Genomic DNA, 14,258 nt, shown 5'->3' with positions numbered 1-14,258 from the left:
CAACTTGAAGAGCCGCTTTGCTGGATGGATGCCCGGGTCAGGCCCGGGCATGACGAATGAGTTTTTCTCAGCCGCCGAGGCGGATGTCTTCCAGCAGCGACGACGACACCGACGGGACCTGCTCGCCTTCGCTGGCGCGGGAGATCGAGACGCGGGTCTTGTTGAAGGCGGATTCGATGCCGCCCTGGGTTTTCAGGTTATTCAGGAGCTCGGAGACCAGCACGCTGTTGGTGGCCTTGGATTCCTCGGTGACCTTGCCGGGCGTCGCCGATGATATCACCAGCGTGTTCTCGGGCGGGCTGATCGGGGCGAGCCCGTGGCTGTAGGAGCGGAAGCGGCGCTCATAGGGATTGCGGCGGGAGGCATCCAGCACTGCGAGCTTGGCCTTGGCGCCCTTCTCGTCCATCGCGGCCAGCACGTGCTCGACGCTGAGGCCATCGCGGCGGACATCGCCTTCCTTCCAGATCGCGGCGTCGACCGGCAGCATGAAGCTCTCGCGGCCGGCCTGCACGCCGAAGCCGCCGAAGAACAGCATCACCACGGTATCAGGCCCGACCTTGGCCTTCAGGCGCTCGACGGCGCGGCTCATATCGTCCTTGGTCGCGTCCTCGACGACGTCGACATCGAAGCCGCTGCCGCGCAGCGCCGCGCCCAGATCGCGGGCGTCGTTGATCGGCTGCTGCAGCGGGTGGTTGGCGTCGGGATAATGGCCGTTGCCGATGATCAGGGCGACGCGGGACGCCTGCACGGGCACGACACCCTGCTCGGTCGCGACCGCCTTCGGCGCGTCCAGCGGCCGCTTGTTCAGCGCAGCATGCGCGCCGATCGCCAGCGACACCATCGCAACGCAAGCGGCGGCGACGATGAGCGTGCGGTCGGAAAGGGAGAGCTGCCTGAGCTTCATGCGTTTCGGATCCCAATCGTTGACCAAGGCGCGACTGTATAGTCGCGTCATAGCCGTCTGTGGTTTTAGGGGTTGCCTGATCGAGTGCCGTCAGATTGTGCGCAATTTGCGGCACCGCAACACAGAAACCCTTAACCTGCGAAGCCTTCCGGGGCAACCTGATTCGGCCTTTCGGCCTTATCCGTAATGCGCCGGGGTCAAACTTGTGCCAAAACGCGGCAGCATATGTGATATCGGTCACATTTGTATTTCCCGCGATTTTGTGGTGCGATTCAAAGGTTTGCAGGGGGCTTCTGGGTGGGGCCTCCTTGGATGCGCAGGATTTTTCGGGAAAAGCCGGTTCCCGGCTGTTCCGGATCGTGCGTGCCAGAAAGGGGTGGCATGGGTTTTCATGACATTGCCGGGGCGGTCTGCCGATCGCTCACGGTCCGTAAGGACGGGCCGTCGCTTTACGACGTCTGCGATCCGCTGCTGCTGAAATATCGCGGCGGGGATGCGCATTTGGGAAAATTCTACCGGACCGCGATCGGCAATCCCGCGCTGCGCGGCCTGCTCCGGCGCACCGGCCTGCCAGCCTTGCGCGATAACGCGCGGCTCGGCGCGCTGCAGGCGGCCTTGAAGGAGGCGCGCGATGCCGAGGCGCCGGACTGGGCGGCGATCGGCGCGCCTGTGGCTGCGCTGATGGAAGGTATCGACGTGCGGCATCCGCTGCCCGCGGCGGCGGCGCCTGCGCGCGCGCCCGCGGCGGCCGAGATCGAGCGGGTCATCCGGGCCTGTGGCGCGCATCTGTTGCGCGCTTACGCGAAGAACGGCTTCATCCCGACCTATGCGGCGTTCAACCTGATCGGCGATGCCGACATGGGCGGGCGCGAACTTCTGATGGCGCTGACCGGGCTGAACTCGCGCGGCTACAAGAACTCGACTTTGCTGTTCAACCTCGCGCGCATCTACATCGCGCATTCGCCGGCGCGCGCGCTGATCAACCCGCCCTGGCGCGGGATCGCCGAGCCGATGTGGCAGCCGATGCAGATCCGCCATCGCTCGGCCTATTACGATGCGTTCTTCACCGAGGCGCTGCTCAGCTTTGTCGAGACCGGGCTTGCGTCCGGCGCGGAGACCAGCGCCGCGCGCGGGGCGATCGCCGACATGGTCGACTTCTGCTTGCGGATCAGCGCCGAGGAGGTGCCCTCGCATGACGGCTCGACCGTGAACGTGATCACGGCGCTGGCGCCATTGCCGCATCCGCGCTTCTCGCGCTTCTTCGCCCAGATCAAGCAGGATCTCGGCTTCGGCATCTATGTGCCTGATTGCGACACCACCGCCTGCTCGTTCTCCGCGGCGACGCAGGCCGGCAGCGATCATCCGATCCTCAAGCAGCCGCTGCTCGATTTCTATCGCGGCTACCAGGTGCGGAGCGGGGCGAACGAGCCGCGCGTCACCGTGCCGCTCAACGACAATATCGATTACCAAGGCGGCGTCGTCACCTGGATCGACAATCTCGCCGGTGATCGTCCCTACGGCAACGACCTCGATCCGACGCTCAATCTCGACATCCTCGAGGTCAGCTTCCGTAACCTCAAGCGCTGGCGGATCCTGGAGACGCCGCAGCGGTTGGAGACGGTGCAGCGCATCATCGACTTCCAGCGGCGATTAGTGGAAAGCGGCGCGTTCAGGAAGCCGCGCTCGCATATCTATTATCTGCCGGAGCTTTACTGCGCCTATTTCGGCCGCTGCTACGCCGCGTTCATCGCGCTTCCCTCGGCGGCGCAGCGCGTGATCGATCCAAGCGGGGTGTTCGCGATGATCCGCGCGCAGGTGCTGCTCTACGTCCAGCAGGAATTGATCGCGCATGAGATGAACGCGTTCGACGCCGCGCTGGCGCTGATGGCGCTGGCGCATCTCGGCGCCGAGGTCGCGACCTTCACGCCGGCGCTGCACTGCATCGTCGCGAGCTTCGGCGAAGGCGGCCGGCGTTCCCCATACAAGGCCTATGAGTGGAACAAGATGAAGACGCCGACACGGATCCTGGTCGGCGGCCCCGAGGTGACCTCAGCCTTCGTGCTGATGGCGCTGGCGCTGGCGCGGCGGGCAATGACGCGAAGTTGAAAAGGCTGCCGCGTTCGCGCTACTGGTTTGCCTGCCCGAATCTCCGCACAATTGCTCGCCAATCCGTGAACCTGCCGATGCGACCGCTGCTCCTCACCGCCGCCCTCCTGCTGTTGCCCGCGCTGGCGCAGGCCGCAGACATCACCGGCGTGCCGAAAATCCGCGAGGGCGACCAGATCCAGATCGGCTCCGCCCGCATCCGTCTCGGCGGCATCGACGCGCCCTCCACCGACCAGCTCTGCCTCAACACCATGGGCGAGCGTTGGACCTGCGGGATCGCCGCGCGCGACGAACTGATCAAGCATGCCGGCGGCAAGAGCTGGACCTGCCATACCCGCGGCACGACCGACCGCCGCGGCCGCACCCTGGCGCGCTGCGAGGTCGAGGGGCAGGACATCCAGAGATGGCTGGTGGCAAACGGCTGGGCGCTGGCCTATACGCGCGCGTCGCACGAGTACGAGGCCGACGAGAAGGCCGCGCGCGAAGCCAAGGCCGGCATGTGGCAGGGCGCCTTCATCGCACCCTGGGACTGGCGCATCCGCAACAAGAAGACGCCGATCCTCGGCGCCGTGAAGCCGCCGGAGAACGCCCGCAACATCCTGCTCGCGTCCGCCTCCGGCCCGGTCGCGCCCTCGCCCGACTGCACCATCAAGGGCAATGTCAACACCTCGGGCGAATGCATCTATCACACGCCGCAAAGCCGCTGGTACGCCAAGATCCAGATGAAGATCGCCAAGGGCACGCGCTGGTTCTGCTCGGTCGAGGAGGCGGAAGCCGCCGGCTGCCGCGAGACAAGGCGCTGAACAATCTCTAAACTGCCTGCGCAACCTCGGTTCGAGAGCGCGGCACGGTGACAGAGCTCGACGACAAGGCGCAACCTTCGGCGCGGCGGCGACGGGTCCGGCGCATCCAATTGCTGCTGGTCTTCATACTCGCAGTCTACGGCCTCGCCGCCTATCTGCTGCTGCCGGCATTGTGGACCCATCACGAGCACCAGAAGGGCCTCGCCAATCTGCCGATGGTGACGCGCACCGCGCAGGGGATTCCCGGCGATCCCATGAATATCGGATTGATCGGCGACAAGTATGACGTGGTCTGCGCCATGCACGCCGCCGGCTGGTATCCCGCCGATCCGATCACGCTGAAATCATCGATCGAGATCGTCGGCAGCGTGCTGCTCGACCGCCCCTATCGCGACGCGCCGGTCAGCAATCTCTTCTATCTCGGCCGCCGCGAGGACCTCGCGTTCGAGAAGCCGATCGGAAACAGCGCCGATCGCCGCAACCATGTCCGCTACTGGCAGGTGCTCGACAAGGGCGAGGAGGGCCGCCCGGTGTGGCTCGGCGCCGCCACGCAAGATCGCAGCGTCGGCGTCAGCCACTACACCGGCGCGATCACGCATCACATCGGTCCCGACCTCGATGCCGAGCGGGCCCTGCTCACGGCCGACCTGGAAAACGCCCGCATGGTCACCGCGAAATATCAGGTCACCGGCATCGGCCCGACGATCGCGGGCCGCAATGGCGGCGGCGACCTCTATTACACCGATGGCGAGATCTGGATCCTGCGGCTGGTGGAAGCATGCAAGCCGCGCGACGGCCCGGCGACGACGATCCCGAGCCCGCCCGCGATCGAGATCAAGGATCAGATCTGGCATGCAGTGGCCAATGCGATCGGAAAATAACGCTCCTGTGGGTTGAAATTTGCGGCCAATCCCTGCATCCACCTCTGCGGGGCAGATCAAGCAGGAAGCCAACAATGACCGTTCGCGCGGGCCGGGAATTTCTGGCCATCCCCGGACCCACCACGATGCCCGACGAGGTGCTGCAGGCGATGCATCGCCCGGCACTCGATATCTATTCGGCAGAGATGGTCGAACTGACCGAGAGCCTGTTGCGCGATCTCTCAAAGCTGTTCGCCACCAAAGGCAAATCCTACATCTATATCGCCAACGGCCATGGCGCCTGGGAGGCGACGCTCTCCAACGTGCTGTCGCGCGGCGACAAGGTGCTGGTGCTCGAGAGCGGCCGCTTCGCCATCGGCTGGGGCCAAGCCGCGTCCGCAATGGGCGCCGAGGTCGAAGTGTTGAGGGGCGACTGGCGCCGCGCGATCCGGCCCGCGGAAGTCGAAGACCGGCTGCGGCGCGACAGGGAGCACACGATCAAGGCGATCCTCGCGGTGCAGGTCGACACCGCCTCCGGCGCCTATAACGACATCGAGGCGATCGGCAAGGCGATCAAGGCGAGCGGCCATCCAGCGCTGTTCATGGTCGATACCGTGGCTTCGCTCGGCTGCATGCCGTTCGAGATGGACGCCTGGGGCATCGACGTCGCGATGTCCGGCTCGCAGAAGGGCCTGATGACGCCGCCGGGTCTCGGCTTCGTCGCGGCGAATGCGCGCGCGCAAGAGGTGCACAAGCGCGCCGATTTGCGCACGCCCTATTGGGACTGGACCGAACGCGAGGGCACCGAGCACTATCGCAAATATGCCGGCACCGCGCCGGTGCATCTGTTGTTCGCGCTGCGCAAGGCGATCGACATGCTGACGGCCGAGGGACTGCAGAACGCGCATCTGCGCCATCGCCTGCTTGCCGAAGCGGTGCGGCGTGCCGTTGCGGTATGGGCAGAGGGCCAGGTGCTCGGCTTCAACATCACCGAGGCTGCCGAGCGCTCCAACACGGTGACCACAGTCACCATGAACGGCCACGACCCGGCGGCGCTGCAGCGCTATTGCAAAGAGAAATGCGGCGTCGTGCTCGGGACCGGCATCGGCGATCTGCAGGGCCAGGCCTTCCGGATCGCCCATATGGGCCATGTGAACGCGCCGATGATCCTGGGCACACTCGGCGTGGTCGAGGTCGCGCTCAACGCGCTCGGCATTCCCCACGGCAAGGGTGGAACCGAGGCCGCGATTGAATGGCTCGGTGAAAGCGTGCGCGCCTGACCGCATCTGGCAATCCACCCATTCGAACCGATATATGTCTCGATGACATCTCGTTCCGACGGTGGTCGTCATTGCCGGGCTCGACCCGGCAATCCATCATCTTGCGAAAAACGCCTTTCTTTGATGGATGCGCGGGTCAAGACCGCGCATGACGAGCGAACAAGACCACGGAACCGAAAGACCATACGAGGACCGAGTGGACCAATCCGCCACCAAGAAACCTGCCCACCCCGCGCCCGTTGCGCCGCGACGGCCGCACTCCTTCACCCGGCACGGCATCACCGTGTCAGACGATTACGGCTGGCTGAAGGATCCGAAATGGCAGGAGGTGCTGCGCGATCCTTCGATCCTTGATCCTGACATCAGGAGCTATCTCGAAGCCGAGAACAGCTATACCGAGAGCCTGCTCGGCCACACCGCACCGTTGCAGAAGAAGCTGGTTGCGGAGATGCGCGGGCGGATCAAGGAAGACGATTCCAGCGTCCCCTCGCCCGACGGCCCGTTCGCCTATTTCCGCAAATTCCGCGAGGGCGGACAGCACGAGATGTTCGGCCGCATGCCGCGCGACGGCGGCGAGGCGCATGTCGTGCTCGATGGCGACGAGCTGGCGAAAGCCACCGAATATTTCAGGTTCGGCGGCAGCCGGCATTCGCCCGACCACAGGCTGCATGCCTGGAGCGCCGACACCAAGGGCTCGGAATATTTCTCGATCCGCGTGCGCGACTGGGCAAGCGGCGCCGATCTCGACGACCTCGTCGAGGAGACCGATGGCGGTGTGGTCTGGAGCGCGGACGCGAAGAGCTTCTTCTACGTCAAGCTCGACGACAACCACCGCCCGATGCAGGTCTGGCGCCATCGTCTCGGCACCAAACAGGCCGACGACGTGCTGGTCTATGAAGAGCAGGATTCCGGCTGGTTCACCCATCTGCATGAGAGCGCGAGCGGGCGCTTCTGCGTGATCGCGGGCGGCGACCACGAGACCTCGGAACAGCGGTTGATCGACCTCCAAAATCCCGAAGCGGCGCCGCGGCTGATCGCCGAGCGCGAGGAAGGCGTACAATATTCGATCGCCGACCGCGGCGACGAGCTGTTCATTCTCACCAACGCCGATGACGCGATCGACTTCAAGGTGATGACGGCGCCGCTCGCCGCGCCGGAGCGCAAGAACTGGCACGACCTGATCCCGCATCGCGAAGGCATCTACATCCTCGATCTCGAGCTTTTCTCCGGGCATATGGTGCGGCTCGAGCGCGCCAACGCGCTGCCCGCGATCGTGATCCGCGATCTCGCCACGGGCGAGGAGCATGCGATCGCCTTCGACGAGGCGGCCTATTCGCTCGACACCATGGGCTCCTACGAATTCGAGACGACAAACCTGCGCTTCTCCTATTCGTCGATGACGACACCGTCGGAAGTCTACGACTACGACATGACGAAGCGGACACGGGTGCTGCGCAAGCGCCAGGAGATTCCCTCCGGCCACGACCCGGCCGATTACGTCACCACGCGCATCATGGCGACATCGCATGACGGCGCAGAGGTCCCGGTCTCGATCCTGCACCGCAAGGATTTCGTCCGCGACGGCACAGCGCCGCTGCTGCTCTACGGCTACGGCTCCTACGGCATGGCAATGCCGGCCTCCTTCAGCACCAACCGCCTGTCGCTGGTCGACCGCGGCTTCGTCTACGCGATCGCGCATATCCGCGGCGGCGCCGACAAAGGCTGGGGCTGGTATCTCGACGGCAAGCGCGAGAAGAAGACCAACAGCTTTGATGATTTCGCGGCCTCCGCCCGCGCGCTGATCGATGCAAAATACACGAGCAGTAAACGCATCGTCGGCCATGGCGGCTCGGCCGGCGGCATGCTGATGGGAGCGGTCGCGAACCGCGCCGGCGAATTGTTCGGCGGCATCGTCGCCGAGGTGCCTTTCGTCGACGTGCTCAACACCATGCTCGACGACACGCTGCCGCTGACGCCGCCGGAATGGCCGGAATGGGGCAACCCGATCGAGAGTGAGAAGGATTTTCGCACCATCCTGTCCTATTCGCCCTACGACAATGTCGCGGCGAAGGACTATCCCGCGATCCTCGCAATGGGTGGATTGACCGATCCGCGCGTCACCTATTGGGAGCCGGCGAAATGGATCGCGCGATTGCGCGCCACCATGACCGGCGGCGGGCCGGTGCTGCTGCGCACCAACATGGGCGCGGGACACGGCGGCGCATCGGGACGATTCAACCGGCTCGATGAAATCGCGATCGTCTATGCGTTCGCGCTGTGGGCAGTGGGATTGGCGGACGCGGCGGCGTAGCAAACGTAGGGTGGGCAAAGCGCAGCGTGCCCACCTTCACTTGCACCGAGCGTGGATGGTGGGCACGCTTCGCTTTGCCCACCCTACGGGCTACGAGTGCGCGAATGAGCGGCCGCTCTCTCCCTAGGTCGTCCCGGGCTTGACCGGGACCCATAACCACCAAACATCGTTGTTGAACCACGCGGTAACTCCGAGTCTTCGTCACCATAACTGCCTGTGGTTATGGGTCCCGGCTCGCGCTTCGCTTGGCCGGGACGACGGCGGAGTTTGAAGCGCAAACGAGGACGACGACTGAGAGGAGGCCCGATGCCGCGCTACACCAAGACGGATTTTCCTGTCGACAACGTGCGCCGCTTTCTCGAGCCGGGGCCGATCGTGCTGGTCTCCTCCGCGCACAGGAATGAGACCAACATCATGACCATGGGCTGGCACATGATCATGGAGTTTCAGCCCTCGCTGATCGGCTGCTACATCTGGGACGCCAACCACTCGTTCGAATTGATCCGCCGCAGCAAACAGTGCGTGATCAATGTGCCGACCGTAGAGCTGGCGCCGACCGTCGTGAAGATCGGCAACAGCTCCGGGCGCGACATCGACAAGTTCGCCGCGTTTGGCCTCACACCGAGGCCCGGCGAGCAGGTGCGCGCGCCGTTGATCGAGGAGTGTTACGCCAATTTCGAATGCCGGCTGATCGATTCAAGCCTGACCCGGAAATACAGCCTGTTCGTGCTGGAGGTGGTGAAGGCGCATGTCGCGACCTCGCCGAAATATCCGAAGACGATTCATTATCGCGGCGACGGCGAGTTCATGATCTCCGGCGAGAATACGCGGAAATATCGCAAGCTGTTCAAGCCGGAGATGTTGTAGCGGCGGGACCGAGCCCCGCCGCCCGAATGCGTTCTTACGGATTCGTATAGGCGGTCTTCACCGTCGTGTAGAACTCGGCCGCGTATTTTCCCTGCTCGCGCGGACCATAGCTCGAGCCTTTTCTGCCGCCGAACGGGACGTGATAGTCGACGCCGGCGATCGGCAGGTTGACCATCACCATGCCCGCCTCGGCGTTGCGCTTGAAGTCGCTGGCGTATTTCAGGCTGGTGGTGCAGATGCCGGCGGAGAGGCCGAACTCGGTATCGTTTGCGGTCGCCAGCGCCTCGGCGTAGTCGTTGACGCGAATGACGCCCGCCACCGGGCCGAAGATTTCCTCGCGCGCGATCCGCATCTTGTTGGTCACTTCGGTGAACAGCGCCGGCTGCAGATAAAAGCCGGGCGCATCGCGCTTCAGCCGTTCGCCGCCGAACACCAGCTTGGCTCCCTCGTCCTTGCCGATCGAAAGATATTTCAGGTCCTGATCGAGCTGGTTCTGGTCGACGACCGGGCCGATATCGGTGCCGGCCTTCAAGGCGTCGTCGACCTTGAGGCCGCCCAGACGCTCGGTGAGCGCGGCGACGAATTTGTCGTGAATGCCCTTGGTGACGATCAGCCGCGAGGCCGCCGTGCAGCGCTGGCCGGTGGAGAAGAACGCGCTGTTGACGGCACATTCGACTGCGACCTTCAGGTCGGCATCGTCGAGAATGACCAGCGGATTCTTGCCGCCCATCTCAAGCTGGAATTTCTTCATCGGCCGCGATGCCACGCAGGCCGCAGCGACCTTCTGGCCGGTTGCCACCGATCCGGTGAAGCTGATCGCCGTGACATCGGGATGTTCGAGCAGCGCGGCGCCGACCTCCGAGCCGCGGCCGATCACGAGGTTAAGCACGCCCTTGGGCAGGCCGGCACCCTGCAGGATATCGACCAGCGCCCAGGTCGAGCCCGGCACCAGGTCGGCCGGCTTGATCACGACCGTGTTGCCATAGGCGAGCGCGGGCGCGATTTTCCAGGCCGGAATCGCGATCGGGAAGTTCCAGGGCGTGATCAGGCCGACCACGCCGAGGGCCTCGCGGGTGATCTCGACGTCGATGCCAGGCCGCACGGAAGACAGCTTCTCGCCGGCCATGCGCAGGCACTCGCCGGCAAAGAACGCGAAAATCTGCCCCGCACGCGCGGCCTCGCCGATGCCCTCGGGCAGGGTCTTGCCCTCCTCGCGCGACAGCAGGCGGCCCAGTTCATCCTTGCGCGCCAGGATTTCGTCGGACGCCTTCTTGAGGATGTCATAGCGGGCCTGCGGCGTCGCGCGCGACCATGCCGGGAATGCCGCCTTGGCGGCCGCGACCGCGGCATCAAGCTGAGCACGGGTGCCGCGCACGGCCTCGCCGACGATGTCGTTGGTATCGGATGGATTGACATTGGGCGAGCGCGCGCCGTCCGACATCCATTCGCCGTCGATCAGATTGTTGAACATCAGCATGGCTTTCCTCCGTCTTGATGGGCTTGGCGCCAAAGATCGGTTTAAGAGTTCGAGCCCGACTCGGAAACGTTTGGGCCGATGTCAGCTCGAACAACGAAATCTAGCGTCCGTTCCTTTTCCGCCACGCCGCGAAATCGGTCAATGTCTGCGGATCAGTGGCGGGATAGAGGCCGAAGATGCCGCGCCCGCTATGGACTTCCTCGGCGACGAAATCCTCGAATGCGGTCATCTCGAAGGTTTCCTCGGCGATCTCGTCGGCGAGATGCGCGGGGATGACGATGACGCCGTCAGCATCGCCGAGGATCACGTCGCCGGGAAACACCGGCGCGTCGCCGCATCCGATCGGAACGTTGATCTCGATCGCGTGATGCAACGTCAAATTGGTCGGCGCGCTCGGCCGGTGATGATAGGCGGGAAAGCCGAGCCTGGCGATCTCGGCGGAGTCGCGAAAACCGCCGTCGGTCACGACGCCAGCAACGCCACGCTTCATCAAGCGCGTCACCAGGATCGCGCCGGCTGAGGCGGCACGCGCATCCTTGCGGCTGTCCATCACCAGCACCGCGCCGGGCGGACAATCCTCGATCGCCTTGCGCTGCGGATGTGAACGGTCGCGGAAGACCTCGAGCTTGTTGAGGTCCTCGCGCGCCGGCATGTAGCGCAGCGTGAAGGCTCCGCCGACCATGGTCGGCTGGTCCGGGCTCAAGGGGTGGACGTCCTGGATGCACTGGATGCGGAAGCCGCGCTTGTACAGCGCGGTGGCGACGGTGGCGGTAGAGATGGCTTTCAGCTTGCTGCGGGTGGTGTCGCTGAGCTTGGACATGTGAACTGCTCCTTCGTCATTCCGGGAGAGATGCTGCGGCGCCCTCTCCCGCTTGCGGGAGAGGGCTGGGGTGAGGGTTCTCTCCACGAGTCCCCCAGCGGAGAGAGCCCTCACCCGGCGCTATGCCGTAGCCGAAGCTTCGCTGCGGCGTCCTTTAAGAACGGCCGCCGAAGGCGGCCTACGCCTCTCCCGCAAGCGGGAGAGGTGAAACAAGAGTCAATAGATCGACGGCTCATCGACCGGCTTGCCGAAGCCGGTTTCAAGAAAATCGAAATCGCAGCCTTCGTTGGCCTGCTTGATGTGGCGCGTAAACATCCAGCCATAGCCGCGCTCGTACCGGCGCTCCGGCTGCTTCCAGGCGGCGCGGCGACGTACGAGCTCTTCCTGCGGCACATCGAGGGTGATGCTGCGGGCGGCGACGTCGAGGGTGATAAGATCGCCGTTCTGCACAAGCGCGAGCGGACCGCCAATATAGGCTTCAGGCGCGACATGCAGGATGCAGGCGCCGTAGCTGGTGCCACTCATCCGCGCGTCCGAGATCCGCACCATGTCGCGCACGCCCTGCTTCACGAGTTTTGTGGGGATCGGCAGCATGCCCCATTCCGGCATGCCCGGACCGCCCTGCGGCCCCGCATTGCGCAGGATCAGCACATGATCGGCCGTCACATCCAGATCGGGATCGTCGACCGCCTTCTTCATGGAGGGGTAATCGTCGAACACCAGCGCCGGGCCGGAATGCTTCAGGAAGCGCGGATCGCAGGCGCTGGGCTTGATCACGCAGCCGTCGGGCGCGAGATTGCCCTTGAGCACCGCGAGCGCCCCCTCCTTGTAGATCGGGTTGGCGACGCTGCGGATGACATCGTCGTTATGGACTTCGGCCCGGGCGATATTCTCCCCCAGCGTCTTGCCGGTCACGGTCAGGCAGTCGAGATGCAGATGATCCTTGATCTGGCTCATCAGCGCCGGCAAGCCGCCGGCGTAGAAGAAATCCTCCATCAGATAGAGATCGCCGCTCGGGCGGACATTGGCGATGACCGGCACCTCGCGGCTCGCCTTCTCGAAATCGTCGAGGGAGATGTCCTGGCCGGCGCGGCGGGCCTGCGCGATCAGATGGATGATCGCGTTGGTCGAGCAGCCCATCGCCATCGCCACCGTGATCGCGTTCTCGAACGCCTTCCGGGTCTGGATCTGTTGCGGGGTCAGATCCTCCCAGACCATCTCGACGACGCGGCGGCCGCATTCGGAGGCCATGCGGATATGACCGGCGTCCGCGGCCGGAATCGAGGAGGCACCCGGCAGCGTCATGCCGATGGATTCGGCGATCGCGGTCATGGTGGAGGCGGTGCCCATGGTCATGCAGGTGCCGTAGCTGCGGGCGATGCCGGCTTCCATGTCGACCCAATCATCATCGGAAATCTTGCCGGCACGCCGCTCATCCCAATATTTCCAGGCGTCCGATCCCGAGCCCAGCGTGCGACCCTTCCAGTTGCCGCGCAGCATCGGACCGGCCGGCAGATAGATCGTGGGCAGGTTCATGGAGGTGGCGGCGAGCAACAGCGCCGGCGTGGTCTTGTCGCAGCCGCCCATCAGCACGACGCCGTCGACCGGATGGCCGCGCAGCAATTCTTCCGCGTCCATCGCCAGCATGTTGCGATAGAGCATGGTGGTCGGCTTCAGGAACGATTCCGACAGCGACAGCGCCGGCAGTTCCATCGGAAAGCCGCCGGCCATCAACACGCCGCGCTTGACGTCGTCGACGCGGCTCTTGAAATGCATGTGACAGGGCTGGGCGTCCGACCAGGTGTTGATGATCGCAATCACCGCCCGGTCCTTCCACTCCTCCGGCGCGTAGCCCATCTGCATGGCGCGCGAGCGGTGGCCGAAGGCCCTGAGATCATCGGGCGCGAACCAGCGCGCGCTGCGGAGTTGGTCGGGGCGCTTCTTCTTGCTTTTGTCGCTCATGTCTGGGTGCCCCACTTCTGGACCGTGTTCCGCTCGATGGTGCGGAAGATCAGGTTTTCGACGATCAGGCCGATGATGATCACCGTCAATAATCCGGCGAACACGGCGGGAATGTCGAGCAGGTTGCGGTTCTCAAAGATGTACCAGCCGAGCCCGCCCTGTCCCGACGACACGCCGAACACCAGTTCGGCGGCGATCAACGTGCGCCAGGCAAAGGCCCAACCGATCTTCAGCCCGGTCAGGATCGAACCGAAAGCCGCGGGGATCAGGATGCGCGCCACATAGGGTAGTCCGCGCAGGCCATAATTGCGACCGACCATGCGCAGCGTGTTGGACACGCCCTTGAAACCGGCATGGGTGTTGAGCGCCACCGGCCAGAGAACGGAATGAATCAGCACGAACACAAGACTGCCATTGCCAAGCCCGAACCAGATCAGTGCAAGCGGCAGGAGCGCAATCGCCGGCAACGGGTTGAACATCGCCGTGATCGTCTCGAGGAAATCCGTGCCGATGCGGGTCGAGATCGCGAGGATGGTCAAGATCGAGGCCAGGGCGATGCCGGCGGAATAACCCATGAACAGTACTTTTAGCGACGCCCAGGCCCGCATCGGGATGGTGCCGTCGCGCACCTTCTCGAACATGGTGACGAGGGTATCATGGAAGGTCGGGAACAACAGGGGATTGTCGAGCCACAGACCGTAAGCTTCCCACGCTGCCGCCAGGAAGACAATGATGAGCCCCTTGCGCACAAAGCCGTCGTCCCAGAGCAGCTCCCACACACTCAGCTTGCGCTCGACCTCGCCTGCGGCCGGCGCGGCCACTGCATTGCTCTCGCGCAGCAGGATCGTTGCTTCTCCCATCGCGCCTC

General features: G+C 64.5%; 11 protein-coding genes. 6 read left to right on the top strand and 5 right to left on the bottom strand.

From position 1 onward, the window contains the following. Positions 1–67: 67 nt before the first annotated feature. Positions 68–904 (bottom strand): caspase family protein, encoded by an 837-nt coding sequence (locus AC5ZGW_RS29160; protein WP_130231469.1) that lies wholly within the window; start codon positions 902–904, stop codon positions 68–70. A gap of 381 nt (positions 905–1,285) precedes the next feature. On the opposite strand from AC5ZGW_RS29160, the gene AC5ZGW_RS29155 reads away from it, so the two are divergent. The 6 genes from AC5ZGW_RS29155 to AC5ZGW_RS29130 all read left to right on the top strand — a co-directional run bounded on the left by AC5ZGW_RS29155 (position 1,286) and on the right by AC5ZGW_RS29130 (position 9,131). After that, positions 1,286–3,010: a hypothetical protein gene (locus tag AC5ZGW_RS29155; RefSeq protein ID WP_463327074.1), complete on the top strand. Its 1,725-nt coding sequence runs from the start codon at positions 1,286–1,288 to the stop codon at positions 3,008–3,010. Between the two features lie 77 nt (positions 3,011–3,087). Next, positions 3,088–3,813 (top strand): thermonuclease family protein, encoded by a 726-nt coding sequence (locus tag AC5ZGW_RS29150; RefSeq protein ID WP_130228630.1) that lies wholly within the window; start codon positions 3,088–3,090, stop codon positions 3,811–3,813. 47 nt (positions 3,814–3,860) lie between these two features. Further along, on the top strand, positions 3,861–4,694 hold the full coding sequence (locus tag AC5ZGW_RS29145; RefSeq protein WP_130228631.1) for an LssY C-terminal domain-containing protein: 834 nt from the start codon (positions 3,861–3,863) through the stop codon (positions 4,692–4,694). 74 nt (positions 4,695–4,768) lie between these two features. Beyond that, the gene (locus AC5ZGW_RS29140; protein WP_130228632.1) at positions 4,769–5,953 is read left to right on the top strand and encodes a pyridoxal-phosphate-dependent aminotransferase family protein; all 1,185 of its coding nucleotides are present in this window, start codon (positions 4,769–4,771) and stop codon (positions 5,951–5,953) included. Positions 5,954–6,149: 196 nt separating this feature from the next. After that, complete coding sequence (locus tag AC5ZGW_RS29135; RefSeq protein ID WP_245474945.1) at positions 6,150–8,264, top strand: S9 family peptidase; 2,115 nt, start codon at positions 6,150–6,152, stop codon at positions 8,262–8,264. Positions 8,265–8,570: 306 nt separating this feature from the next. Further along, positions 8,571–9,131, top strand: a complete 561-nt coding sequence (locus AC5ZGW_RS29130; protein WP_130228634.1) for a flavin reductase family protein — start codon at positions 8,571–8,573, stop codon at positions 9,129–9,131. 34 nt (positions 9,132–9,165) lie between these two features. Here the strand turns inward: AC5ZGW_RS29130 and AC5ZGW_RS29125 are convergent, their stop codons facing one another. From AC5ZGW_RS29125 to AC5ZGW_RS29110, 4 genes are all read right to left on the bottom strand, one after another. Further along, positions 9,166–10,608, bottom strand: coding sequence for an aldehyde dehydrogenase family protein (locus AC5ZGW_RS29125; RefSeq protein WP_130228635.1), 1,443 nt, complete (start codon positions 10,606–10,608; stop codon positions 9,166–9,168). A gap of 100 nt (positions 10,609–10,708) precedes the next feature. Further along, entirely contained in the window at positions 10,709–11,428 is a 720-nt protein-coding gene (locus AC5ZGW_RS29120; protein WP_130228636.1) for a ribonuclease activity regulator RraA, read from the bottom strand. 216 nt (positions 11,429–11,644) lie between these two features. Further along, positions 11,645–13,390 carry an L-arabinonate dehydratase gene (gene araD / locus AC5ZGW_RS29115; protein ID WP_130228637.1) on the bottom strand — a complete coding sequence of 582 codons (1,746 nt, stop codon included), beginning with the start codon at positions 13,388–13,390 and terminating at the stop codon, positions 11,645–11,647. Then, the gene (locus AC5ZGW_RS29110) at positions 13,387–14,250 is read right to left on the bottom strand and encodes an ABC transporter permease (RefSeq protein WP_130228638.1); all 864 of its coding nucleotides are present in this window, start codon (positions 14,248–14,250) and stop codon (positions 13,387–13,389) included. The genes araD and AC5ZGW_RS29110 overlap by 4 nt, the downstream gene beginning before the upstream one ends. Between the last annotated feature and the right edge of the window lie 8 nt (positions 14,251–14,258).

The sequence above is a fragment of the Bradyrhizobium sp. Crot121 genome (genome assembly GCF_059512385.1).
Note: the sequence above shows the minus strand (reverse complement) of the source record. Positions and strands in the feature narration are given on the sequence as shown.

What these genes read in the sequence shown, in the direction of transcription:
- AC5ZGW_RS29160 (WP_130231469.1), bottom strand. Translation starts at nt 904, where the DNA reads ATGAAGCTCAGGCAGCTCTCCCTTTCCGACCGCACGCTCATCGTCGCC.
- AC5ZGW_RS29155 (WP_463327074.1), top strand. Translation starts at nt 1,286, where the DNA reads ATGGGTTTTCATGACATTGCCGGGGCGGTCTGCCGATCGCTCACGGTC.
- AC5ZGW_RS29150 (WP_130228630.1), top strand. Translation starts at nt 3,088, where the DNA reads ATGCGACCGCTGCTCCTCACCGCCGCCCTCCTGCTGTTGCCCGCGCTG.
- AC5ZGW_RS29140 (WP_130228632.1), top strand. Translation starts at nt 4,769, where the DNA reads ATGACCGTTCGCGCGGGCCGGGAATTTCTGGCCATCCCCGGACCCACC.
- AC5ZGW_RS29130 (WP_130228634.1), top strand. Translation starts at nt 8,571, where the DNA reads ATGCCGCGCTACACCAAGACGGATTTTCCTGTCGACAACGTGCGCCGC.
- AC5ZGW_RS29125 (WP_130228635.1), bottom strand. Translation starts at nt 10,608, where the DNA reads ATGCTGATGTTCAACAATCTGATCGACGGCGAATGGATGTCGGACGGC.
- AC5ZGW_RS29120 (WP_130228636.1), bottom strand. Translation starts at nt 11,428, where the DNA reads ATGTCCAAGCTCAGCGACACCACCCGCAGCAAGCTGAAAGCCATCTCT.
- araD (WP_130228637.1), bottom strand. Translation starts at nt 13,390, where the DNA reads ATGAGCGACAAAAGCAAGAAGAAGCGCCCCGACCAACTCCGCAGCGCG.
- AC5ZGW_RS29110 (WP_130228638.1), bottom strand. Translation starts at nt 14,250, where the DNA reads ATGGGAGAAGCAACGATCCTGCTGCGCGAGAGCAATGCAGTGGCCGCG.